At 70.3% G+C, this 22,246-nt stretch carries 22 protein-coding genes; 7 read left to right on the plus strand and 15 right to left on the minus strand.

Annotated elements, in window-relative coordinates; translation table 11 throughout:
* Nucleotides 1–66 precede the first annotated feature (66 nt).
* The 5 genes from AB0D34_RS38865 to AB0D34_RS38885 all read right to left on the minus strand — a co-directional run bounded on the left by AB0D34_RS38865 (nt 67) and on the right by AB0D34_RS38885 (nt 3,797).
* Entirely contained in the window at nt 67–591 is a 525-nt protein-coding gene (locus tag AB0D34_RS38865; RefSeq protein ID WP_362670796.1) for a GNAT family N-acetyltransferase, read from the minus strand.
* A 58-nt stretch (nt 592–649) separates the two neighbouring features.
* Nucleotides 650–1,297, minus strand: coding sequence for a UdgX family uracil-DNA binding protein (locus AB0D34_RS38870; protein ID WP_362670990.1), 648 nt, complete (start codon nt 1,295–1,297; stop codon nt 650–652).
* A gap of 101 nt (nt 1,298–1,398) precedes the next feature.
* Nucleotides 1,399–2,562 carry an aminofutalosine synthase MqnE gene (gene mqnE, locus AB0D34_RS38875; RefSeq protein WP_362670798.1) on the minus strand — a complete coding sequence of 388 codons (1,164 nt, stop codon included), beginning with the start codon at nt 2,560–2,562 and terminating at the stop codon, nt 1,399–1,401.
* Nucleotides 2,563–2,600: 38 nt separating this feature from the next.
* The gene (locus AB0D34_RS38880; protein ID WP_362670801.1) at nt 2,601–3,056 is read right to left on the minus strand and encodes an Lrp/AsnC family transcriptional regulator; all 456 of its coding nucleotides are present in this window, start codon (nt 3,054–3,056) and stop codon (nt 2,601–2,603) included.
* A gap of 57 nt (nt 3,057–3,113) precedes the next feature.
* The gene (locus tag AB0D34_RS38885; RefSeq protein WP_362670804.1) at nt 3,114–3,797 is read right to left on the minus strand and encodes a UbiX family flavin prenyltransferase; all 684 of its coding nucleotides are present in this window, start codon (nt 3,795–3,797) and stop codon (nt 3,114–3,116) included.
* Nucleotides 3,798–4,011: 214 nt separating this feature from the next.
* Here AB0D34_RS38885 and AB0D34_RS38890 point away from each other — a divergent pair, with 214 nt between their 5' ends.
* Nucleotides 4,012–4,596 carry a rhomboid family intramembrane serine protease gene (locus tag AB0D34_RS38890; RefSeq protein WP_362670992.1) on the plus strand — a complete coding sequence of 195 codons (585 nt, stop codon included), beginning with the start codon at nt 4,012–4,014 and terminating at the stop codon, nt 4,594–4,596.
* A 172-nt stretch (nt 4,597–4,768) separates the two neighbouring features.
* Here the strand turns inward: AB0D34_RS38890 and mqnP are convergent, their stop codons facing one another.
* Both mqnP and AB0D34_RS38900 read right to left on the minus strand, forming a co-directional pair.
* A complete protein-coding gene (mqnP, locus tag AB0D34_RS38895; RefSeq protein WP_362670807.1) occupies nt 4,769–5,671 on the minus strand; it encodes a menaquinone biosynthesis prenyltransferase MqnP in 903 nt (300 codons plus the stop codon).
* Entirely contained in the window at nt 5,668–7,125 is a 1,458-nt protein-coding gene (locus AB0D34_RS38900) for a menaquinone biosynthesis decarboxylase (RefSeq protein ID WP_362670809.1), read from the minus strand. The genes mqnP and AB0D34_RS38900 overlap by 4 nt, the downstream gene beginning before the upstream one ends.
* 87 nt (nt 7,126–7,212) lie before the next feature.
* Between AB0D34_RS38900 and AB0D34_RS38905 the strand changes: the two genes are divergently transcribed.
* Both AB0D34_RS38905 and AB0D34_RS38910 read left to right on the plus strand, forming a co-directional pair.
* Nucleotides 7,213–7,617, plus strand: a complete 405-nt coding sequence (locus AB0D34_RS38905) for a PLD nuclease N-terminal domain-containing protein (RefSeq protein ID WP_362670811.1) — start codon at nt 7,213–7,215, stop codon at nt 7,615–7,617.
* A gap of 81 nt (nt 7,618–7,698) precedes the next feature.
* Nucleotides 7,699–9,090 (plus strand): cytosine permease, encoded by a 1,392-nt coding sequence (locus AB0D34_RS38910; RefSeq protein ID WP_362670813.1) that lies wholly within the window; start codon nt 7,699–7,701, stop codon nt 9,088–9,090.
* A 4-nt stretch (nt 9,091–9,094) separates the two neighbouring features.
* Here the strand turns inward: AB0D34_RS38910 and AB0D34_RS38915 are convergent, their stop codons facing one another.
* The 3 genes from AB0D34_RS38915 to AB0D34_RS38925 form a co-directional block, all read right to left on the minus strand.
* Nucleotides 9,095–9,907 (minus strand): hypothetical protein, encoded by an 813-nt coding sequence (locus tag AB0D34_RS38915; RefSeq protein WP_362670816.1) that lies wholly within the window; start codon nt 9,905–9,907, stop codon nt 9,095–9,097.
* A 96-nt stretch (nt 9,908–10,003) separates the two neighbouring features.
* Nucleotides 10,004–10,969: a 2-oxoglutarate and iron-dependent oxygenase domain-containing protein gene (locus AB0D34_RS38920; RefSeq protein ID WP_362670818.1), complete on the minus strand. Its 966-nt coding sequence runs from the start codon at nt 10,967–10,969 to the stop codon at nt 10,004–10,006.
* Entirely contained in the window at nt 10,962–11,438 is a 477-nt protein-coding gene (locus AB0D34_RS38925; protein ID WP_362670820.1) for a nucleoside deaminase, read from the minus strand. The genes AB0D34_RS38920 and AB0D34_RS38925 overlap by 8 nt, the downstream gene beginning before the upstream one ends.
* Before the next feature lie 92 nt (nt 11,439–11,530).
* Between AB0D34_RS38925 and AB0D34_RS38930 the strand changes: the two genes are divergently transcribed.
* Nucleotides 11,531–12,793, plus strand: a complete 1,263-nt coding sequence (locus tag AB0D34_RS38930) for a PucR family transcriptional regulator (protein ID WP_362670822.1) — start codon at nt 11,531–11,533, stop codon at nt 12,791–12,793.
* A gap of 192 nt (nt 12,794–12,985) precedes the next feature.
* Here the strand turns inward: AB0D34_RS38930 and AB0D34_RS38935 are convergent, their stop codons facing one another.
* Nucleotides 12,986–13,885 carry a transglutaminase domain-containing protein gene (locus tag AB0D34_RS38935; protein WP_362670825.1) on the minus strand — a complete coding sequence of 300 codons (900 nt, stop codon included), beginning with the start codon at nt 13,883–13,885 and terminating at the stop codon, nt 12,986–12,988.
* Between the two features lie 223 nt (nt 13,886–14,108).
* On the opposite strand from AB0D34_RS38935, the gene AB0D34_RS38940 reads away from it, so the two are divergent.
* The 3 genes from AB0D34_RS38940 to AB0D34_RS38950 are packed head-to-tail and all read left to right on the plus strand — an operon-like array spanning nt 14,109 to nt 17,985.
* Nucleotides 14,109–16,196, plus strand: coding sequence for a hypothetical protein (locus AB0D34_RS38940; protein WP_362670995.1), 2,088 nt, complete (start codon nt 14,109–14,111; stop codon nt 16,194–16,196).
* Complete coding sequence (locus tag AB0D34_RS38945) at nt 16,196–17,758, plus strand: hypothetical protein (RefSeq protein WP_362670828.1); 1,563 nt, start codon at nt 16,196–16,198, stop codon at nt 17,756–17,758. Before AB0D34_RS38940 ends, AB0D34_RS38945 begins: the two co-directional genes overlap by 1 nt.
* Nucleotides 17,759–17,805: 47 nt before the next feature.
* Nucleotides 17,806–17,985, plus strand: coding sequence for a hypothetical protein (locus tag AB0D34_RS38950; protein ID WP_362670831.1), 180 nt, complete (start codon nt 17,806–17,808; stop codon nt 17,983–17,985).
* Nucleotides 17,986–18,195: 210 nt separating this feature from the next.
* Here the strand turns inward: AB0D34_RS38950 and AB0D34_RS38955 are convergent, their stop codons facing one another.
* From AB0D34_RS38955 to AB0D34_RS38970, 4 genes are read right to left on the minus strand one after another with little or no spacing between them, the layout of a single operon-like run.
* Nucleotides 18,196–18,594, minus strand: a complete 399-nt coding sequence (locus tag AB0D34_RS38955; RefSeq protein ID WP_362670834.1) for an SRPBCC domain-containing protein — start codon at nt 18,592–18,594, stop codon at nt 18,196–18,198.
* Nucleotides 18,595–18,619: 25 nt separating this feature from the next.
* Nucleotides 18,620–19,699 (minus strand): c-type cytochrome biogenesis protein CcsB, encoded by a 1,080-nt coding sequence (gene ccsB / locus AB0D34_RS38960; RefSeq protein WP_362670836.1) that lies wholly within the window; start codon nt 19,697–19,699, stop codon nt 18,620–18,622.
* Nucleotides 19,696–21,468 (minus strand): cytochrome c biogenesis protein ResB, encoded by a 1,773-nt coding sequence (locus tag AB0D34_RS38965; RefSeq protein ID WP_362670838.1) that lies wholly within the window; start codon nt 21,466–21,468, stop codon nt 19,696–19,698. The genes ccsB and AB0D34_RS38965 overlap by 4 nt, the downstream gene beginning before the upstream one ends.
* A 3-nt stretch (nt 21,469–21,471) precedes the next feature.
* Nucleotides 21,472–22,245 carry a cytochrome c biogenesis protein CcdA gene (locus AB0D34_RS38970; protein ID WP_362670840.1) on the minus strand — a complete coding sequence of 258 codons (774 nt, stop codon included), beginning with the start codon at nt 22,243–22,245 and terminating at the stop codon, nt 21,472–21,474.
* Between the last annotated feature and the right edge of the window lies 1 nt (nt 22,246).

The raw sequence follows: 22,246 nt of genomic DNA on the forward strand, positions 1-22,246 counted from the left end.
CTCTTCCGGTTCAAAAACGGGGCACCGTCCAGTGAAGCACGCCGGGCACCCGATCTTCGAAGGGGGTCAGCCGAGCGGCAGCAGCATGATGATGTCGTCGCGGTCGTCACCGGGTGCGACCCGGATCGCGCCGGGTATGCGGCCGACCTCCTTGTAGCCGCAGGAGCCGTAGAAACGCTCCAGGCCGAGGCCGCCGCGGCAGGTCAGCCGTATCGCCTCGATGCCGTCGAAGGTGCGGGCCGCGTCCGCGGTGGCGGCGAGCAGCTCACGGCCGTACCCCTTGCCCTGGTGCCGCGGGTGGACCATCACGGTGTACGCCCAGACCCAGTGGGTCATCAGCCGGTGCGTGTTGAAGGTCAGGAAGGCGGTCGCGGCCACCCGGCCGTCCTCGTCGTGCCCCACGAGCAGCCGGGTGCGCCCCTCGGCCATCGCGGCGAAGTGCTTCACCAGCTCGGGCCGGATCGTCTGCGGGTCCACCGGTGCGACGAAACCGACGGCGCCGCCCGCGTTGGACACATCCGCCCACAGATCGAGCAGGCCGTCCCGCAGGTCGGGCGTCACGGCCGGGTCCAGGGTGAAGGTAAGGGGCATGTGGCGAGGCTAGCCATTACCCGAACTGTGCCTCAAGCGCGTTCCGACGTCACCTTCGTCACGCCAGCACCCTCGCCGCCACCTCCAGATCAGCCACCAGTCCCCGGTAGGCGCCCTCCCTGTCCTCGGCCCGCAACACCGCCGACGGATGCACGGTCGGCACCAGCCGCTCCCGCCGCCCGTGGATCTCCTCCTCCAGCACGCTCCCCCGCACCTGCGTCACCCGGAACGACGACCCCAGCAGCGCCTTGCCCGCGGTGGCCCCGAGCACGACGATCAACTCCGGTTCGACGATCTCCAGCTCCTTGGCGAGCCAGGGGCCGCAGGCGGTCATCTCCCGGAGGGTGGGCGCCTTGTGAATCCGCCGCTTCCGGGGCTCGGCCTGCGTGAACTTGAAGTGCTTCACGGCATTGGTGACGTAGGTGTCCGCCGGCTCGATACCGGCTTCCGCGAGGGCCCGGTCGAGCAGCTTCCCGGCGGGGCCCACGAAGGGCTTCCCCTGCCGGTCCTCCTGATCACCGGGTTGCTCCCCTACGAGCATCACGCGCGCGTGGGGGTCTCCGGTGCCGAAGACGGTCTGGGTGGCGTCCCGGTGGAGGGGGCAACCGTGGCAGTCGGCGGCGGCGCGGCGTAGGGCTGGGAGGCCACCGCGGTCCGGGAGGAACGGTTCAGCGGTGTAGGCATCTTCGGGCGCCTTGGCAACCATGCGGCCCGAGTACCCACCCCAGGGGCGCGGGACTGCATCCATTTGCGGCTCCGCCGCGTGGGCGCGACCAGCCCCCCACGACCCGCAGCCAACAAACGACCTCAGACCCGCATAGGCTGAGGAGACTCCCGACGCCCCGCGTCAGGCCCTTCGTACTCGCGAATGATCTCGTACCGAGTATTCCGCTCCACCGGCCGGAACCCCGCGTCCCGAATGAGATCCAGCAGATCCTCACGGGTCAGCTTGTTCGGCGTCCCGTAGTTGTCGGCGTCGTGGGTGATCTTGTACTCGACGACCGACCCGTCCATGTCGTCCGCCCCGTGCTGAAGGGCCAGCTGGGCGGTCTGGACGCCGTGCATGACCCAGAAGACCTTGACGTGCGGGACGTTGTCGAACAGCAGCCGCGACACCGCGAAGGTCTTCAACGCCTCCGCACCGGTCGCCATCTGCGTCCGCGCCTGCAACCTGTTGCGAACCTTGCCGTCCTTCACGTCCACGAAGTCGTGCTGGTAGCGCAGCGGGATGAAGACCTGGAAACCGCCGGTCTCGTCCTGGAGCTCGCGCAGCCGCAGGACGTGGTCCACCCGGTGGCGCGGCTCCTCGATGTGGCCGTACAGCATGGTGCTGGGGGTCTTCAGACCCTTCTCGTGCGCCAGGCGGTGGATCCGGGACCAGTCCTCCCAGTGGGTGCGGTGGTCCACGATGTGCTGCCGGACCTCCCAGTCGAAGATCTCCGCGCCGCCGCCGGTGAGGGACTCAAGACCCGCGTCGATCAGCTCGTCGAGGATCTCGGAGGCCGAAAGGCCGGAGATCGTCTCGAAGTGGTGGATCTCCGTGGCCGTGAAGGCCTTCAGCGAGACGTCCGGCAGGGCGGCCTTCAACTCCCGCAGCGAGCGCGGGTAGTAGCGCCAGGGGAGGCTCGGGTGCAGCCCGTTGACGATGTGGAGCTCGGTGAGGTTCTCGCCCTCCATCGCCTTCGCGAGCTTCACCGCCTCCTCGATGCGCATCGTGTACGCGTCCTTCTCCCCCGGCTTGCGCTGGAAGGAGCAGTAGGCGCAGGACGCCGTGCACACGTTGGTCATGTTGAGGTGGCGGTTGACGTTGAAGTGGACGACGTCGCCGTTCTTGCGCGTCCGCACCTCGTGCGCCAGTCCGCCCAGCCATGCCAGATCGTCCGACTCGTACAGCGCGATGCCGTCCTCGCGGGTCAGCCGCTCACCGGCCGCGACCTTCTGCTCCAGCTCGCGCTTGAGCCCGACGTCCATACCCACACCTTTCTCCGAAGACCTGTCCAACCGTACGTCTACGCCTCTTCGGGCAGTTCTCCGACCCGGTTCTCCCACTTCGTGGAGAGCACGATGGTGGTACGGGTGCGGGAGACACCCTTGGTACCGCTGAGCCGCCGGATGATCTTCTCCAGGCCGTCCACGTTGTCCGCCCGCACCTTGAGCATGTACGAGTCGTCGCCCGCGATGAACCAGCAGTCCTCGATCTCCCCGAGGTCCCGCATCCGGGCCGCCACGTCCTCGTGGTCCGCCGCGTCGGAGAGCGAGATGCCGATCAGCGCGGTGACGCCGAGGCCGAGCGAGGCGGCGTCGACGGTGGCGCGGTAACCGGTGATGACACCGGCCGCCTCCAGCCGGTTGATGCGGTCGGTGACACTGGGTCCCGACAGGCCGACGAGGCGTCCCAGCTCCGCGTAGGAGGCCCGGCCGTTCTCCCTCAAAGCCTGGATGAGCTGCCTGTCCACCGCGTCCATGGGATCGAAGCCTTCCGCTGAAAGTTCCTGAAGTGATGAGAGGTACTGCGACTTGCCTTACTGACCCGACGTGCCGCCGCCCAGTTCGCCCTGCCAGCGCCGGTACAGGTCGTGTCCGACACCCGCCGCGTCCAGCACCCGCCCGGCGACGAAGTCCACCAGGTCCTGGATGTGGGTGGCGCCCGCGTAGAAGGCCGGCGAGGCCGGGACCACGCGCGCGCCGGCGTCGTCGAGGGTGACGAGGTGCCGGAGGGTCTGGCCGTTCAGGGGCGTCTCCCGTACAGCCACGACCAACGGCCGCCGCTCCTTCAGCGTCACGCTCGCGGCCCGCTGCAGCAGGTCCTTGGAGAGACCGAGGGCGACTCCGGCGACACAGGCGGTGGAGGCGGGGACGATCAGCATCCCCTTGCTCGGATACGACCCCGAGGACGGCCCCGCGGCCAGGTCCCCGGCGCTCCAGTACCGCACGGCATCGATGTCGACGTCGAACGTCGCGGGCTTGCCGTCGGCCCCCCGGCCCAGCCATTCCCGCAGGTCCTCCTGCCAGTGGGCGTCCCGGAAGGAGACACCGGTCTCGTCGAGGAGTGTCAGCCTGGAAGCCCGGGACACGACCAGGTCCACGGCCTCACCCGCCCCGAGGAGCGCACGCAGCACCGACGCGGCATACGGGGTGCCGGAGGCGCCGGACACCCCTACGATCCAAGGCGTACGCCGCGTCTCTCCTGGCTTGACTGGGTTCACACCCCCGAGCCTATCCGGCGGTGCGGGGTGGGAACCGGCCAAGGGGGTTCCCGGCGGATCAGGCAGGCCAGGGGGCATGGCGTTTGTTGACCCGGGGTCCGCCTTTCGGAGGACGCGCGCCGGTCCCGCGGCGCCGGACTGATCCGCCGGGAACCGCCCCGGGGGTCCGGGCGTTCCTCTGAAGGGGATGGGGGTTGTCATGGTGGGCAGGGAATTGACGGGCAGGGAACTCGAGTGGTCGCGCGGTGATCGTGCGAAGGCCGCGGCCAAGCTGATGGTGGCCTGGATCGCGCTGCTGTGGCTCCTCGAAGTGGTGGACGTGGCGAGCGGTCACGTGCTGGACGGTCTCGGCATCACGCCACGCACCCCGTCCGAGCTGGTCGACGTCGTCCCGGCCGCCTTCATCCACTTCGGCTTCGCCCACGTCGCCGCGAACAGCGTCCCGCTGCTGGTCATGGGCTTCCTAGCGGCCCTCGGCGGCATCCGCCGCTTCGCGATGATCTGCGCGGCGATCATCGTGGCCGACGGCCTCGGCGTCTGGCTCATCGCCCCGGCCCACACCAACACGGCGGGCGCGTCGGGCCTGATATTCGGCCTGTTCGGCTACCTGCTGGTCACCGGCTTCGTGGAGCGCCGTCCGCTGGGCGTCCTGGTGGGCCTCCTGATAGCGGCGATCTGGGGCACATCGATATTGGTCGGCCTGGCGCCGACACAGACGGGGGTCAGCTGGCAGGGGCACCTGCTGGGCCTGGTGGCCGGGGTGGCGGCTGCGTTCATGTTCAAACGCCGGTCGGTCTGACCCGCCCCGGGGCGCGAGGCTGTATCAATTGCGGCCCCGCCGCGTGAGCACGACCAAGCCGCAACATCCAGGCGCCGACCAGCCTGACCCACCCAGGGGCGCGGGGAACTGCGCGAGCAACCCCCACCACCCGCAGCCCGCAACGAACCCGCGGACCCCCCACAATCCCGCCTCAGACCGTCAACCCCCGCATCAACAAATCCAACAGCGCACACACGAACAGGGCAATCCCGATAAACCCGTTCACACTGAAGAACGCCCGGTTCAGCCGCGACAGATCACGAGGCCGCACGATCGAGTGCTCATACACGAACGCACCCGCGACGATCATCAGCCCCACCCAGAAGAACCCACCCGCCTCCGTGGCGACGGCGTACCAGACGAGGAGGGACATCGTCAGGAAGTGACAGACCCGCGCCCCCCAGATCGCCGCCGGGATGCCGAAGCGGGCCGGGACCGACATGACACCGATCTCGCGGTCCGTCTCCACGTCCTGGCAGGCGTAGATGAGGTCGAAGCCGCCGATCCAGATGCCGACGGCGAGTCCCAGAATGACCGCGTCCCAGGACCAGGAGCCCGTGATCGCGAGCCAGCCGCCCACCGGCCCCATCGCCTGGGCGAGACCGAGGATGGCCTGGGGGAAGTTCGTGAACCGCTTGCCGTACGGGTAGACCACCATCGGGATGACGGCGACCGGGGCCAGCGCCAGGCACAGCGGGTTCAGCAGCGCCGCCGAACCCAGGAAGACGACGACCGCGACCAGGGCGCCCGTCCACGCGTGCTTCACGGACATCGCCCCGGTGACGAGCTCCCGCTGCGCCGTCCGGGGGTTCCGCGCGTCGATCTCCCGGTCGATGATCCGGTTGACCGCCATCGCGAAGGTCCGCAGGCCGACCATGCAGATCGTCACCAGGAGCAGCCGCCCCCAGTGGATGTTCCGGTCCCACTCGAACATCGCGGTCAGCGCGGCGATGTACGCGAAGGGCAGCGCGAAGACCGAGTGCTCGATCATCACCAGCCGCAGGAATGCCTTCGTGCGTCCCGGTTGCGGAAGTGCCGCGGAAGCGCTGCTCACAGGCCGTACTCCTTCCACCGGCGGTCGACCTTCGCCGCCGTCTCCGGGTCGGACAGGACCATCTCGGGCCAGCCGCCGTCCCGTGTGTAGCCCTCCTCGGGCCACTTCTTCGTCGCGTCGATGCCCGCCTTGCCTCCCCAGAACTGCTGGTAGGAGGCGTGGTCGAGGTGGTCGACGGGTCCTTCGACGACCGAGAGGTCACGGGCGTAGTCCGTGTTGCCGAGGGCCCGCCAGGCGACCTCGTGCAGATCGTGGACGTCGCAGTCGGAGTCGACGACCACGATCAGCTTGGTCAGGGACATCATGTGGGCCCCCCAGACCGCGTGCATCACCTTCTGCGCGTGCTTCGGGTACTTCTTGTCGATCGACACGATCGCGCAGTTGTGGAAGCCGCCCGCCTCGGGCAGGTGGTAGTCCACGATGTCCGGCACGATGATCTTCAGCAGGGGGAGGAAGAAGCGTTCCGTGGCGCGACCCAGCGGTCCGTCCTCCGTCGGGGGACGGCCTACGACGATCGACTGCAGCAGGGGCCGACGGCGCATGGTGACGCAGTCGATCTTCAGCGCCGGGAACGGCTCCTGCGGGGTGTAGAACCCGGTGTGGTCGCCGAAGGGCCCCTCCGGCAGCATCTCCCCCGGCTCCAGCCAGCCCTCGATGACGACCTCGGCCTGAGCGGGGACCTGGAGCGGGACCGTCTTGCAGTCCACCATCTCGATCCGCTTGCCCGCGATGAAGCCCGCGAACAGGTACTCGTCGATGTCACCGGGGAGGGGCGCGGTGGAGGCGTACGTCACCGCGGGCGGGCACCCGAAGGCGATCGCGACCGGGAGACGCTCACCCCTCCTCGCCGCGACCTGGTAGTGGTTGCGGCTGTCCTTGTGGATCTGCCAGTGCATGCCGATGGTGCGCTTGTCGTGGCGCTGGAGACGGTAGAGCCCGAGGTTGCGGATCCCGCTCTCCGGGTCCTTGGTGTGGGTGAGCCCCAGGTTGAAGAAGGAACCGCCGTCCTGCGGCCAGGTGAACAGGGCCGGGAGCTGGTCGAGATCGACGTCGTCCCCGGTGAGGACGGTCTCCTGGACCGGGGCGCCCGCGGACTTCACCTTCTTCGGCGGGACGTGCGCCATCGCCCCGAGCTTCCCGAACGCCTCGCGCACACCCACGAAGCCCTGCGGCAGCTCGGGACGCAGCAGCCCGCCGATCTTGTCGGAGATGTCGCCGTACGACTTCAGGCCCAGGGCCTTGAGCAGCCGCCGGTCGGTCCCGAAGACGTTCATGGCGAGCGGCATCGCGGAGCCGCGCACGTTCTCGAAGAGCAGCGCGGGGCCGCCCGCCTTCTGCACCCGGTCGACGATCTCCCCGACCTCCAGATACGGGTCGACCTCGGCCTTGATCCGCTTGAGGTCTCCCTCGCGTTCCAGTGCCCTGAGCAGGGAGCGAAGATCGTCGTAAGCCATGGGGTCAAGTATCCCCGAGCCGCTACCCTGACCCCCTCAGGGGCCTGTCACAGGCTCCACACAACGTTCCCTGGGGGCCAAAAGCACATGTTCCGGCTGCTGATGTACCTGATCCCGCTGGCGCTGACGATCTACGCGTTCATCGACTGCCTCAACACCCCCGAGGACGAGGCCAAGCACCTGCCCAAGATCGCCTGGGTCTTCATCATCCTGCTGTTCTGGATCGTCGGCCCGATCGCCTGGCTCGCCGCGGGCAAACTGCGCACCCCGCCGGCGGGCGGCCGCACCCCCTCCGAGTGGCACCGCAACCACCGCGTGGAGTACGTCGCCCCCGACGACAACCCCGAGTTCCTGAACTCCCTCAAGGCGGAGGCTGCATCTTCTAAAGATGTAAAGGACGAGGCGCTGCTGAAGGACTGGGAGGCCGACCTGCGCCGCCGCGAGGAGGAGCTGAAGCGCCGGGAGCAGGGCGAGGACCCGAGGGCCGACTGACAAGCTGTACGTGGGCGAGCCTCCCGAAGCGGACATCGCGCCCCTGGGCGGGGCCCGGCGGGAGCCGGACACTTACCTCGCATGACGACAGCTCCCGCCGACTCCGCCGGCACTCTCGCCCCCGCCTACGGTGACAAGGTCATCGCCGTCGAGTCGGCCGGCTCGGAACCCATTCCCGAGTCCGAACGCCACGGCGGCCCGCTCCAGCTGCTGTGGACGTGGGCGTCCCCGAACATCGAGTTCGCGACCGTCTTCATCGGTGTGATCGCGGTCCTCTTCTTCGGCCTGAGCTTCTGGCAGGCCACGGCCGCCATCGTGCTCGGCACCGCGCTCGGCGCACTGACCCAGGGCGTGCTGTCCCTGGACGGGCCGCGGTTCGGGGTCCCGCAGATGGTGATCGGCCGGCTCTCCTTCGGCCACCGCGGCAACATCCTGCCCGCCGCGGCCAACGGCCTGGTGGCGGGCGTCGGCTGGTTCGCGGTGAACAGCGTGAGTGCGGCCTTCGCCCTCAACACCCTCACCGGCCTACGGCCGTTGCCCTCGCTGCTCCTCGTGGTGGCCGCCGAGATCCTGATCGGCTTCATCGGCCACAACTTCGTCCACGTCTTCGAGAAGTACGCCTTCCCCGCCCTCGCGGTGATCTTCCTGCTGGCCGGGGTGTGGACCTTCAAGGACGCTGACCTGGGGGCTTCCGGAGCGGGTGGCGGCATCGGCGGCTTCCTGCTGGCGTTCAGCGCGGCCTGGGGCTACGCGGCGGGCTGGAACCCGTACGCCTCGGACTACTCGCGCTATCTCCCCCGTACGGCGAACAAGGCCAGGACGGTCCTGTACCCCGCCCTCGGCCTGTTCCTGTCCGTCTCGGTGGTGGCCGTGATCGGCGCGGCCTCGGCGACGATCGTCTCCCCGAAGGACGCCACCCCGACGGCGGCCTTCACCGGCCATCTCCCGGGCTGGCTCGGCGACCTGGTCCTGATCGCGATCATCCTGGGCGCGGTCTCGGCGAACGCCCTCAACGTGTACTCCGGCGCGATCTCGATCGCCTCCTTCGGCCTGGACCTCCCCGCGTGGCTGAGCCGCAGCGTGCTGGTGGTGGTGTCCGGGGTGGCCGGTACGGCGGCGGCGTGGGCGTCGCTCTCGGACGCGGGGGCGGCGTACGAGGCGTTCCTGTTGGTGATCGCGTACTGGGTGGCGCCCTGGCTGGGAGTCGTCCTGGTGGAACGTCTCCTCCGCTCCCGCACCCCCGACGACGTCCTCGCCGCCCGCCTGACCGACCGCACTTTCACCAACTGGCCCGGACTCGCGGCCCTGTTGATCGGCGTGGCGGTCTCGGTCCCGCTCTTCTCCAACCAGGAGGACTACGTCGGCTACGTACCGGAGCACTGGCCGTCGTTCGGGGACATCACCCCGGTGGTCGGCTTCGTGGTGAGCGCGGTGCTGTACGCGGCGCTGCGGAGGCGGTCGCCGGTGCGGTGACGGCTCACCCCTCCTTCGCCGGGTCGCTCCCGTACAGGTCGGAGGCGGTGACCGCCTGTTGGGCGTCGCAGGTCCTCTGTTCGGCGGCCGGGGCGGTCCACAGGGGGATCAGGTCGGCGTCGGAGGACATGCGCAGGTAGTGGCAGACGCCGTTGAGGCGCAGGGCGGCGGCGTAGACGTCGTCGGCGGCGGCCTTGCCGGAGAGCGCGGTCACGGTGTCCCTGGCGGAGACCAGCCCCTTGCCCTTCAGGAACTCCGTGGCGCCCTTGGGGGTGTGGTCGTAGCCGACGGCTGACACCTTGCGGTAGTCGCTCGCGGTGTCGGGCTGTCGCGCAAGGAGCCCGCCCAACTGGGCGGCGACGCTGCCGGGTTGGCCGTCGGGTCGGGTGGCCGGGCAGGCGATGGTGGTCCGCTGCACGCTGTAGGCGCCGCGGGCGAAGGCGATGCGGTAGCAGCGGACCGGGTAGGCGTCGGCGTCGACGGTGGTCCCGCTGGGCGGTACGAGGCCCAGCATCACCTCGGCCGTATGGGTCGGGCCGGCGGACCGGACGCTCAGCAGCGCCCCGCCGTGCGCCTCGACCTGGGCGACCAGCGTGCCCTCGGTGAACTGCCCGCCGTAGGTGCCGCCGCCCGAGTGGAAACCGACGTTGAGATCCTGGCGCAGGTCCTGGGCGATCGCGGCGGCCTGCGCGTCTACGGCCGAGGTGTCCGGGGCGGTGACCCGCTGGTATCCCAGGGTGCCGCCCGCTCCCACGGCCCCGGCGACCAGGGCGGTCACCGCGTACGACAGGCCCCGTAGGACGGTGCTCTTTCCCATGTGACTCCCCCAGCGCCCACAGCTCTACCGCCGCGGAAACGGCGGTCGAACTGTATCCCCTGTGGCCGGAGGGGCCCACGGGGCCCAGTACCCCCCTCAGTCGACCGTGATCGAGTCGAGCTTCGCCCGCAGGTACACATGGGAGTCGACGGGTTCGTGCGCCACGCGGCCGACCGGTGCCGGGACGGACTCGACGGTCGTGCCCGGGGTGCACTCGCCGAAGTAGACCAGGGACATCAGCTCCTCGGCGGGCGCGTCCGCCGGTGGCGGCAGCACCCGGTGGCGTCCGGACCGCCAGCGGTCTCCCGTCCAACGGGCCATCAGGTCACCGATGTTGATGGTGAAGGCGTCGGGGTCGAAGGGCGCGTCCTCCCAGCCGCCCTCGTCGGTGAAGACCTGGAGCCCGCCCTTGCCGGCCTGCCGGTCGAGGATCGTGACGGTCCCGAAGTCGGTGTGCGGGCCGATGCGGAACTGACCGGGCTGGGGCTCCCCGATGACCTCGGTGCCCGGATACCAGTTGATATTGAAGCCGTACGTCGGATGGTCCATGTGCCGGGAGAAGAAGTCGGGTTCGAGCCCGAGCGCCTCGCCGAGCAGGGAGAGCAACTGCTTCTCCAGCTCGCCCATCCGCTCCAGGTACTCCTCACAGAGCGTCCTCAGCTCCGGCACCTCCTCCGGCCAGACGTTCGGCGCGTACCACTCCGCGTTGACGACCGGGTCCTCGAAGGGCTCGTGGGTGGCGAAGGTCAGCGACTCCTTGAGGTCCGGGGGTGTCTCGGTGCCCTCCGAGTAGCCGTTGGCCTCGGCGCCGGGTCCGAGCCAGCCGCGGCCGCCGACCTTCGCCTCGTACGCCTGCTTCGTCTCCGTCGGCATCCGGAAGAAGGTCCGCGCCGCCTCCCGGATGCCCGAGCGCAGGCCGGGATCGACGCCGTGCCCGGTGACCAGCAGGAATCCGGCGGTCTGGAGCGCCTCGTCGACGGTCTTGGCGATCGCGGCGCGTGCCTCGGCGTCGCCGGCCATCCAGGGGCGCAGATCGATGGTGGGGATGCGGGGCTTACTCACCAATGTCCTCATTCCACAGTGCCGGGTTCTTCTCGATGAAGTCGGTCATCATCCGGACGCACTCGGGATCGTCGAGGAGCACGATCTCCACCCCGTGCTCGGCCAGCCAGTCGTGCCCGCCGTGAAAGGTGGCGGCCTCCCCGATCACCACGCGCGAGATACCGAACTGGCGGACCATGCCTGAGCAGTACCAGCACGGGGAGAGCGTGGTCACCATGGTCGTGCCACGGTACGACCGCTGCCGTCCCGCCGCCCGGAAGGCGTCCGTCTCGCCGTGCACCGAGGGGTCGCCGTCCTGGACGCGCCGGTTGTGGCCGCGCCCGAGAAGGGTGCCGTCGGCGCCGTAGAGCGCGGCCCCGATCGGGATGCCGCCCTCGGCGAGCCCGGCGCGGGCCTCCTCGACGGCGGTGGCGAGCCACGTGCGTGCCGTCACCTGATCCAAGGGGTCCAAGGGTTCCAGAGGGTCCATGTCCTCACTCTCCTGTGGCCGAAACACGAGGGCAACGTGCGGAAAGTACTCTCCCGGCAGCCCACATCCGGACGAACTGTCGGGAGGCGCGCATGCCCGCACTCACCCTTCGCGAGATCCTCGCCCTCGATCCGGTCCGCGCCGCCGAACCCGAACTGCTGGCCGGACACACCTCGCTGGACCGCCCGGTGCGCTGGGTGCACTCCAGCGAGGTGTACGAGGGCGCCAACTTCCTGGACGGCGGCGAGCTGCTGCTCACCAACGGTTTCGGGCTGACCGATCCCGACGAGGAGACCCGCCGCCGGTACGTCCGCGAGCTGGCCGCCCGGGGTGCCGCCGGGCTCGCCGTGGAGGTCGGCCGCTCCCTGCCGGTCATGCCGGCCGAGGTGGTCGACGAGGCCCGCCGCCGTGAGCTGCCCCTGCTGGCGATGCACCGGGTGGTGCCCTTCGTACGGATCACGGAGGCCGCCAACCGGGCGATCGTGGCCCGCGGTCTGTCGGGCCGTGCGGTCGTACGGCCGTGGGGCGACGACCATACGGCGGCCCTGCTCGCCGACCTCGCCGACCGGGCGGCGCTGAACCAGCCGGAGGTGGAGGCGCGGGCCGCGCTCGCCGGCTTCCACCCCGGCCCCGGCGCCCGTCTGCTCGGGGTGTCCCTGCACGGCGCACGGGAGGTCGGCACGGTCGACCGGGCGGTGCGGCTCCTCGGCGGCGCGGGGGTGCTGCGGGCCGCGTTCCCGGGGGACGTCCTGGCCCTGCTGTCCCTGCCGGGAGCGCGCCCCGGGGACCCGGTGAAGGCGGTGCAGGACGCTTTCCGCGCGGCCGCCGCCCCCGGCCTCACGGTGGCGGTGGGCCACGCTGTCTCCGCCACGGACGGCGGCTGGCTGCGCTGGAGCGACACCCTGCGGGCGGCCCGTACGACCCTGGAGCTGGCGCTGACCGTGCCGCCCGCGGAGCCGGGAGTGCCGGACGGCCCGCTGGTGACCTCGTCGAGGGCGCTGGCCCTGGAGCGGGAGCTGACGCGGGGCGGGGTGGACGCCAACCGCGACCGCCTGGCAGCCGTGGTCCAGCACGCGCTGGGCCCCCTCCTCGCCTGGGAGGCGGCCCACCCGAGCGACCTCGTACGCACCCTGGAGGTCCACCTCCGCAACGGCTGCTCCCCGACCCGCACAGCGGCTCTCCTCCACATCGGCCGCCAGTCCCTCTACCAGCGCCTGGAGCGCATCGAGACGTTGCTGGGCCTGGAGATAGACGACCCCGACCTGTTGGGAGAACTCCTCACGGCGACCTGCGCACACCGGGTGGTCCGGGGGACGGGAGCCGTCGTGCGGGGCGGGCTGCGGACGGTGGCCTAGGGTCCGTCCGGCGGATCAGGCCGGCTAGCGAGGAACGGTACTTCGGCAGCCCGCATGAGCGGGGTCATGGGCCCGTCCCGCGCGCGGTTGTTCGCGCGTGGGGGAGTCGGTGACCGACGACTGCGGCTGGGGCCCCCTCTGAGGGAGTGCGTGCCAGACCCCGCGACGCCGGCATGATCCGCCGGACAGGCCCTAGCGCAGGGTGACGAGGCTCGTCCCGTTGAACGGCGCGTAACACGTGACCGTCTCCGGCGTCCGCAACACGTCGTCCTCGGCGAACAGCTTCCGCACGGCCTCGAAGGACACCTCCCCGCTCACCACGGATGCGACCCGGTCGTAGAACTCCCGTGCCCGTTCCGGCAACGGCGTCCCCGGCTCCCCCTCGTCCTCACCCCAGACATCCCACAGCAGCGTCTCCACCTTGTTCAGCGCGGCGAGGTCGAGCCGCATGTTGCCCGACACGAACCGCTCCCCGAAGAACGGGCCCTCCGTCGGCGGATGCAGCCCGAAGGTCTTCTCGTCCGCCCCGCCCTCCCGGATCGCCCGCCACGCTTCGCCTGCGACCAGGAACCGCGACCGGGGTACGTCCATCGGGTCGAAGTCCACCGGCCAGTTGGCGGTGATCTCGGGGTCGGTCAACTGCGCGTCCGCCAGCAGCCACCCCCGCTCCTCGTCCCAGTACTCGGTGACCATGTGGTCGAAGTGGAAGCCGGCCGAACCGAAGTACTCGCCGAACCCCGACCGCACCCGGGCCGGGACACCGACGTGCCGCAGGAGCGAGACGTGCAGCAGCGCGAAGTCGCGGCAGGTTCCGACAAACCGGTCGCCCGGCTCGCGCCGCACGGTCAGCGGGGCGGTGTTCCGCTCGACGATGATCCGCAGGATGTCGTCGATGTAGCGGGACTCCGCGTCGTTGTGGAGGCGGTCGGTCGGATGGGTGTGGCCGAAGATCTCCCCCTCGACCCGATGGATCATCACATCCCGTACGACACGGGCCAGTCGGGCGGGATCGCGGGGCAGGTCACCGTACAGACCTGCGAGTTCGCCGGGGTCGGAGAAGGTGCTCTGGTCGGCGTAGAAGGAGCGGGACACGACGGGGCCTCCCGAAAGGCGTCATCGGCCACGTGTTCGATTACGGGCCGGCGCGCTCCACCGTGTCAAAATTCCCCGCCAAATGTCCAGAAGCTGGTCCAGGGGCCACGTGGTCGAGCGATCCCGTGTCGACAACTTCGTAACCCAACGGACATCACGCGATCTAGTCCGAACCACCTCCCCCTCCCTACCCTGGGATTGACAGACAGCGCGCATGGGGGGAATGCGGGTGCACAGACAGCTGCACGGGCGCGGGGCGCTGTTCGACACGGATCCGGCGGGGCTCGCACCACGGCTCGTGGGACTGCGGCCGCACCAGCACCGGGCGACCGCGTTCGAGCATCCGCAGGAACCGCCCTTCGTCGTGCTCACCGGCAGCCGCGGCCGGGGCAAGAGCGCGGTGCTCGGCGAGTTGCGGGAGGCCTACAAGGGGCACACCCCGGTCGCCCTGATCGACTGCGAGGCCGCCGAGTTCGCGGCGCCGCCCGCGGGCCGGGACGCCGAGGCCTGGTCCCCGGTGTCGCAGGCACTGCTGGTGATCGCCGAGCAGCTCGCGGAGCCGGTGACCGGCGCGGGCCGGATCATCTTCCCGCGGCTGATGTCGGGCCTGGTCGCGGTCGCCGCCGGCGGCTGGCGGGACGCCGACTCGGAGCGCATCCGGCGCGAGGTGGAGCGGATCCTGCTGCTCAACGAGAGCGGGTCGTGGATCGCCGGGTTCGCGGGGCGCTGGGCCGGGCGGGTCGCCGCCAACGTGGCGGCGGCGGCGACCGGGACCGGGCCGCTGCTCTCCTCCGCCATCGAGGCGACCCTGGAGTCCATCTCCGACAGCTTCGTGCACCGGCGCCAGCAGCGGGCGGCCACCTGGTGGCGGGACTACCCCAACGCCAGCCGCAACGCCCGGCGCGGACTCATGCTGCTGTCCGGGCACTTCAGGGCCGGCGGCACCTCCCGCGAGCACGCCGAGCGCCATCTGGTGCGCGCCCTGCTCGCCGACCTCACCGACGCCTACACCGGCATGCTGCCGCGCATGCAGCGCATCGGCCGCCCGCTCGTCCTCGTCGACAACGCGCAGTCCGCGCCAGGGCCCGGCCTCACCGACCCGGTCCTGCGCGACCGCTCCGAGGGCATCGCCGACCAGGTCGTCTTCATCACCGCGCTGCGCGGCGACAGCCGGCCCGCCCTGCGCAACGCCGTACGGCACACCCTCCCCGAGGTCGCCCGGCGCACCCAGTGGACGCCCGACCCCGCCTCCCCGTCCTCCCGGGCCCTGCTGGTCTCCCTGCCGCCGCTGAGCGCCGACGACACCCTGCACATCGTCGACGAGCACCCGGTGCCGCCCCAACTCCCGCACGCAATCCACCGGTTGACCGGCGGCAACCCACTGGGCATCGTGCTGCTCACCGAGTCCGCCGCGCAGCACAGCACCGCGTCCCTCGGGGAGTTGCTCACCGCGGACGTACGGCTGCACGAGGACCGCGACGGCCGGCCCGCCTACGTCGAACTCCTCGACCGGCTGGTGCCCGCCGACCGCCTCGAAGAACTCACCGTGCTGGCCGCCGCCCACGACCACGACTCCGCCACCGCGCTCGCCGAGGCGCTGCTGCCCGACGACTTCGGCCCGGCGGACGTACGGGCCCTGCAGACCCGGCTGGTCCAGGAGGGACTGCCGGAGGTACCGGGCCGGTTCGTCGGCGACCCCTTCGTACGGACCCTGCTGCTGCTCCGGCTGCACCACCGCTCCGCCGACCACGGCCGCTGGCGGGAGGCGCACGAGACGCTGATCGCGCACTACGCGCCCCCGGACGCCTCGGACGATTCGGGCGCCCGCTACCGCCTGCACCACGAACTCGCCCTCGGCACCACCGAGTCGGCCGTCGCCCACCTGCGCGACACCTTCACCACCCTGGACACCCGCAGCTGGCTGCGCACCCTGCGGTTCGTCGCCTCGGCGCCCTATTTCCACGCGCACGACGCCGAGGGCCACGACTTCGACGCCCGCGACGACCGGCGCGCGGCGATCGCGCTCGGCCACACCGACGCCGTACAGCGGGTGCCGGACCAGGTGGACCCCGTACTGCATCTGCGGGTACGACGGCTGCTGCACGCCGTGTGGCAGCTGACCGACCCGCTCGCGCTGCCCGACCCGAAGGTGTGCGACCGGCTGCGCTTCGAGCTGGAGCAGCTGTCCAACCTGCGCCCGGCCGGCAACGCGCTGCTGTGGCGGGCCTCCCGGGACTGGCCCGAGGACGCGCTCGCGGGGCGGCCCCTGCGCATCCCGGACGACGAGGACGACGGCGAGGGGGAGGCGTGATGGCCGGCAGAGGCTTCGGAACGTGGCTGCGGGAGGGCGTGTGGGAGATCCCGCTGCGCCGGTACCTCGCGATCGTGCTCGGCGTGGCGGTGACGGCGGGCCTGGTCCTCGCCGTGCGCACCCTCGCCCACGACGACCGCTCCTGCGCGCCCGGGGTGGTCAAACCCGAGGACAGCGACGAGTGCGTGGGCGTCTCGGCGACCGCCTACGACTGGGGCCGGGCCCCGCTCAAGCAGGTGGCCCGGGCGATCGACCGCGAGAACAGGTCCATCAAGGGCCCCTACGTCACCGTCGCGCTCCTGGAGCCCTTCACCGCGACCGACGCCGACAACCTCGGTGACGTCCTGCACGAGATGCAGGGCGCCTATCTCGCCCAGTACCAGGCCAACCACCGGTCCAACGGGACCGTCCCGGCGATCCGGCTGGTGCTCGCCAACCCCGGTGCCACCGGCGCCCATTGGAAGCACACCGTGGACCAGCTGGCGGGCATGACCGGGGAGAAGGACAGGCTGCGGGCGGTCGCCGGGGTCGGGCTGAGCACCGCCAACAACAAGCGGGCCGTCGCCGAACTCACCGCGCGCGGCATCGCGGTCATCGGCACCTCCATCACCGCCGACAACCTCGCCAACGGGCAGAACGGCAAGGACCCCTTCCCCGGGCTCGCCAGGGTCGCGCCGACCAACACCGACGAGGCCCGCGCGCTCACCTCCTTCGCCCAGGTCGCGGCCGACAAGGCGGTCCTGGTCTACGACCAGAAGGCGGACGACCCCGACGACGGCGACCCCTACTCCCTGACCCTCCAGCGCTCCTTCGCGAAGCTGCTCAAGGGATCGCCGTACGCCCCCTGGTCGTTCAACCCGCCCGACGACCGCAGCCTGGAGGGCTCCACCGCCAACGACTTCGAGCAGATCACCCATCTGGTCTGCGACACGGACGCCGGCACCGACACCATCCTGTTCGCCGGACGCCACACCCAGCTGCGCCAGTTCATCAACGCGCTCGGCGAACGCGGCTGCCAGAAACGCAGGTTCACCCTGCTCACCGGTGACGAGGCGTCCTACCTGACCGGCGACAAGGACCTGAACCGGGACGCCCTGAACCGCAACCTCACCGTCCGCTACACCGCCCTCGCCCACCCGGACGCGTGGATCAAGTCCCCGCCCGCGACCGGGGGTTCGACGGCGGACGCGAAGGTCCTCCAGGAACTGGTACTGGCGGGCCAGGGCGACAAGGTGGGCCCGATCGGCGACGTCGACCTGGAGGACGGCCAGCTGATCGTCGCCTACGACGCGATGCGGCTGACGTACCAGGGCATCCGGTTCGCCAAGGGCAGCAAGGACATCCCGACCCTCGAAGAGGTCCGCAACGAGTGGCGGCTCATCAAGGGCACCCAGCAGCGCGTCAACGGCGCGAGCGGCTGGATCTGCCTCGACAACCACGGCAACCCGTACGACAAGGCCGTACCGATCGTGGAACTGACCCCGCAGGGCACCGCCCGGTTCGTGAAGATCGCCTGGCCGGAGGGGAAGCCACCCGCGAAGGAGTGCCTGCCGCCGTCGTAGCGCGTCGTACCGGCCGGTCACCCACCGTGACTGCCAGGATCCCGCTCATGAACAGCAAGACCTTCACCAGGCTGGCCCTCGGCGCGGTGTGCGCCCTTGCGATGGCGATCGCGGGGGCGCCGGCCGCCTCCGCCGGGGCCAACGGCTGCAACCACCGCACCTGCATCAGCGTCGACGGCAGCGGACTGCGTGTAGACGATCGGCGCGTCGACCACCTGGGGCGGTGACTTCACCGGCCACTTCCACATCTGGGGCGGCGGGATCGACACCAACAGCACGACCCGGTTCTGGGGCTACCACCAGAAGTTCACCGTGCCGGTCCACCGTGACCTGCCCAATGGCGCGGTGCTGTGCGCGGAGGGCTGGGAGCACACGAGCAGTGGTCTTCAGTCACGCGGGCGGGCGTGCGCGGAGGTGCACTTCTAGGACTCCCACTGCTAGGACTCCCACTGCGCGACCAGCCGCTCGAACCGGGCCCGCCACGCGGGCTCGGTCTCCCCTTCCCCCTCGTACTCGTGCGTGAAGCGCAGTACGGCCCCGTCGTCGCCGTCCCGCTCCAGATGGAACCGGACCCGGCCGCCCCGCTCCAGCGTGTACTCGGCGACCCGGTCCACGTCCCACGCGGTGACCTGCCCCTCCCCCAGCCCCGGCAGCACGACCGCGCCGCCGAGCCGGGGTTCGAGCGTCTCCACCCCGGTCCACCAGGCCGCGAGCCCCTCCGCGGTGGCCACCGCAGGCCAGACCGTCTCCATGGGCACCGGCAGCCGCACCAGGAAGTGCAGGATGCGGGTGCTGCCGTGGGTCTGGCTGCTGCCCTGCTCGACGGAACCGCTCATGACTCCAGGGTGGCCCTTCTAGGGCTCAGACGCCTGCGTAGGAGTGCTTGCCTGTGACGAAGATGTTGACGCCGTAGTAGTTGAACAGCCAGCAGCCGAAGGCGAGCATCGCCAGGTAGGCGGCCTTGCGGCCCTTCCAGCCGGCGGTGGCGCGGGCGTGCAGGTAGCAGGCGTAGGCGACCCAGGTGATGAAGGACCAGGTCTCCTTGGGGTCCCAGCCCCAGTAGCGGCCCCAGGCGTCGCCCGCCCAGATCGCGCCCGCGATGATCGTGAACGTCCACAGCGGGAAGACGGCCGCGTTGACGCGGTAGGCGAACTTGTCGAGGCTCGCGGAGGCGGGCAGCCGGTCGAGGACGGAGTTCGCGAACCGGCCGGGGGTGCCGCCGGACGCGATCTTGTTCTCGTAGCTGTCCTTGAAGAGGTACAGGATCGTGGCGACCGCGCCGACGTAGAACACCGCGCCGCAGAAGATCGCGGTGGAGACGTGGATGTACAGCCAGTACGAGTGGAGGGCGGGAACCAACTGGTCGCTGGCGGTGTACAAGACAGTGACGGCGAGGCCGAGATCGAGGAGGACCGTGGTGATCAGGAACAGCCCGAGCCAGCGCACGTTCTTCTTCAGGGCCAGCAGCCCCAGGTACACGGCGACGGCCACTGTGGAGAAGGTGATGTTGAACTCGTACATGTTGCCCCAGGGCGCCCGCTCCACCGAGGCCGCGCGGGCGATGACCCCGGCGAGCTCGACGAGGAAGGCGAGCACCGTCAGGGAGATGGCGATACGCCCGTAGAGGTCGCCCTGCTCGTCCCCGCCGTGCGCCCCCGGCCCGTCGGGCACGTCCCGCGAACCGGCCGCCGACCGCACCACGACCTGCGGCCGCTCCAGTACGGCGGTGCTGCCGCCCTTGTTCACGGTGACGGCCGGTGCGGTCGCCTTCTTGGCGTCGGTGGTGAGCGCGGCGGCTGTGCGGCCGACCTTGCTGCGGCTGCCGAGGAGCCATTCGGCGATGTACGCGAAGAAGGCCAGGGTGTAGACGGCCATCGCGGAGTAGATCAGCGTGTTGCTGATGTTGGCGAGGTGCTCGTTGGTGGCGGTGGCGAGAGTCACTTTTCAGACCCTTCAGAGGGTGCTTCTTGGGGTTCGGGGGTGGATTGCTCGGTCTTCGGCTGCGGGTCTGTGGGGGCTGGTCGCGCAGTTGCCCGCGCCCCTGAGTGGCTTGCAGTACTCGGTGTTTGGTCGTACAGGACGCCCGCCAGCTCGCCCAGCTCCTCCGGCACCTTCGCCGACTCGCTGCGGCCCAGGCCCGCCATCTCCACGACCGTCACCCCGTCGGCGCCGCGCACTGCCCGTACCCACACCCGGCGGCGCTGGATGAACAGGGACGCGGCGAGGCCGAAGATCGCGGTGAGGGCGCCGGCGAGGGCCCAGCCGCTGGCGGGCTGCTGGACGACCTGGAAGTTGGCCCACTGCTTGGTGCCGTCGTAGGTGACGGAACCGGCGCCGTTCGGGAGCTGCATGGTCTCGCCGGGCTTCAGGTTCTCCCTGAGCTGCGCGCCCTTGGAGTCCTTGAACTCCTTCACATGCGACTTGTCGAGCTGGTACACGCTCTGCGGGATGCCGGAGTCGACGCCCAGGTCACCGTGGTACGGCGTGAGGTTGAGCACCGGGTTGTTCAGCGCGGGGAAGGTGGAGGCGGTCTCGCTGCCGGTGGTGTAGGTCGGCAGGAAGAACGCCGAGATGCCCAGCTGCTCGCTGACGCCCTTGGCGTTCTTGTAGCCGTCGAGGACCTTGATGACACCGGTGGAGGTGACGTTGGAGTCGAGGGGCAGCATCGCGACGGCGTCGTGGAAGACGACGTTGCCCTTGCCGTCCCGGACCGTGATCTCGGGCGCGTAGCCGTGGGCGGTGAGGTAGACCTTCGCGTCGCCGATCTCCAGCGGCTCGTTGACCTTGACGAGGGTCTTGTGGTCCTTGCCGTAGGCGCCCTCGCTGTAGGTGATGGCGGCCTGGTAGAGGCGCGGGGTGCCCTTGTTGGGGCCGGTGGTCTCGTAGGTGCCGGTGAACTTGTTCAGGGTGAAGCTGAGCGGCACCAGATCGCCGGTGTCGAAGAGGTTCCCGGACTTGAAGTCGTCGTACTGGGTGAGGGTGTTGGAGAAGCCGTCGCCCTCGACGACCAGCTTGTTGCCCTCGGACTTGAAGAGCTGGCCCCAGGCGAAGGCGGTCAGCATCACGATCAGCGCGATGTGGAAGGCGAGGTTGCCGACCTCGCGGAGGTAGCCCTTCTCGCCGGCGACGTTGTCACCGGTCAGGTGGGCACGGAAGCGCTTCTTCTTCAGCAGGGCGAGGGCGGCCTCGCGGACCTGCTCGGGCTCGGCGTCGGTGCGCCAGGTGGTGTAGGCGGGCAGCCGGGTCAGCCGCTTCGGGGCGCCCGGCGGCCTGCTGCGCAACTGCCCGACGAACTGCCAGGTGCGGGGCACGATGCAGCCGATGAGGGAGACGAACAGCAGGATGTAGATCGCGGAGAACCACACCGAGCTGTAGACGTGGAAGAGGCCGAGCTTGTCGTAGACGTCCCCGAGGGTGGGGTTGTTCTTGACGAAGTCCGCGACCTTCGTGGCGTCGGTGCCGGTCTGCGGGATCAGCGAGCCGGGGATCGCGCCGAGCGCCACCAGCAGGAGGAGGAGCAGCGCGACCCGCATGGAGGTCAGCTGGCGCCAGAACCAGCGGGCCCAGCCGATCACCCCCAGGGTGGGCATGCTCAGGGTCTCCGCGGGCGCCGTGGACAGCTGGGAGCCGGCGGCGCCGAGGTCCTGGTCACCTGCGGGAGCGTCGGGCGCCTCGGGCGCGTCCGAGGTGGCGGGCGTGGTCTTGCTCATGGATCAGATCCCCACAGTGAAGCCGGCGGACCAGGACTGGATGTCCTGCACAAGGCGGTCCCACGCGCCGGTCAGCAGCAGCAGTCCGGTCACGATCATCATGGTGCCGCCGATGCGCATGACCCAGACGTAGTGGCGCTTGACCCAGCCGAAGGCGCCGAGCGCCTTGCGGAAGGCGACCGCGGCGAGCACGAAGGGCACGCCGAGGCCGAGGCAGTAGGCGACGGTCAGTATGGCACCGCGGCCCGCGCTGCCCTGCTGGGAGGACAGGGCGATCACCGAGGCGAGGGTCGGGCCGATGCAGGGGGTCCAGCCGATGCCGAACAGCGCACCGAGCAGCGGGGCGCCGACCAGGCCCATCGTGGGCTTGTTGTGGAAGCGGAACTCCCGCTGGGTCATCCAGGGCATCAGGCCCATGAAGAAGACACCCATGAGGATCATGAGCACGCCCAGCACCTTGGACAGCACGCTCTGGTTCTCCTGGAGCGTCTGGCCGAAGTAGCCGAACAGTGCCCCGCTGGAGACGAACACCGCGGTGAAGCCGAGCACGAACAAGGAGGCGCCCGCGACCATCCGGCCGCGCCGCGCCTCGGCCAGCTCGGTGCCGGTGACGCCGGTGACGTACGACAGATAGCCGGGGACCAGCGGCAGGACGCACGGGGAGAAGAAGGAGACGAGGCCGCCGAGGACCGCGATGGGCAGCGCGAGGAGCATGGCGCCGTTGAGGACGGTGCCGTTGTAGCCGGTGTCGGCGGCGAGCGTGACGACTGCGCTCACG

It is taken from the genome of Streptomyces sp. NPDC048420 (assembly GCF_040651535.1).
Taxonomy (GTDB): domain Bacteria; phylum Actinomycetota; class Actinomycetes; order Streptomycetales; family Streptomycetaceae; genus Streptomyces.

Coding starts and splice junctions, on each gene's coding strand:
- AB0D34_RS38865 (WP_362670796.1), bottom strand. CDS start 591: ATGCCCCTTACCTTCACCCTGGACCCGGCCGTGACGCCCGACCTGCGG.
- AB0D34_RS38870 (WP_362670990.1), bottom strand. CDS start 1,297: ATGGTTGCCAAGGCGCCCGAAGATGCCTACACCGCTGAACCGTTCCTC.
- mqnE (WP_362670798.1), bottom strand. CDS start 2,562: ATGGACGTCGGGCTCAAGCGCGAGCTGGAGCAGAAGGTCGCGGCCGGT.
- AB0D34_RS38880 (WP_362670801.1), bottom strand. CDS start 3,056: ATGGACGCGGTGGACAGGCAGCTCATCCAGGCTTTGAGGGAGAACGGC.
- AB0D34_RS38900 (WP_362670809.1), bottom strand. CDS start 7,125: ATGGCTTACGACGATCTTCGCTCCCTGCTCAGGGCACTGGAACGCGAG.
- AB0D34_RS38905 (WP_362670811.1), top strand. CDS start 7,213: ATGTTCCGGCTGCTGATGTACCTGATCCCGCTGGCGCTGACGATCTAC.
- AB0D34_RS38910 (WP_362670813.1), top strand. CDS start 7,699: ATGACGACAGCTCCCGCCGACTCCGCCGGCACTCTCGCCCCCGCCTAC.
- AB0D34_RS38915 (WP_362670816.1), bottom strand. CDS start 9,907: ATGGGAAAGAGCACCGTCCTACGGGGCCTGTCGTACGCGGTGACCGCC.
- AB0D34_RS38925 (WP_362670820.1), bottom strand. CDS start 11,438: ATGGACCCTCTGGAACCCTTGGACCCCTTGGATCAGGTGACGGCACGC.
- AB0D34_RS38930 (WP_362670822.1), top strand. CDS start 11,531: ATGCCCGCACTCACCCTTCGCGAGATCCTCGCCCTCGATCCGGTCCGC.
- AB0D34_RS38940 (WP_362670995.1), top strand. CDS start 14,109: ATGCGGGTGCACAGACAGCTGCACGGGCGCGGGGCGCTGTTCGACACG.
- AB0D34_RS38945 (WP_362670828.1), top strand. CDS start 16,196: ATGGCCGGCAGAGGCTTCGGAACGTGGCTGCGGGAGGGCGTGTGGGAG.
- AB0D34_RS38950 (WP_362670831.1), top strand. CDS start 17,806: ATGAACAGCAAGACCTTCACCAGGCTGGCCCTCGGCGCGGTGTGCGCC.
- AB0D34_RS38955 (WP_362670834.1), bottom strand. CDS start 18,594: ATGAGCGGTTCCGTCGAGCAGGGCAGCAGCCAGACCCACGGCAGCACC.
- AB0D34_RS38965 (WP_362670838.1), bottom strand. CDS start 21,468: ATGAGCAAGACCACGCCCGCCACCTCGGACGCGCCCGAGGCGCCCGAC.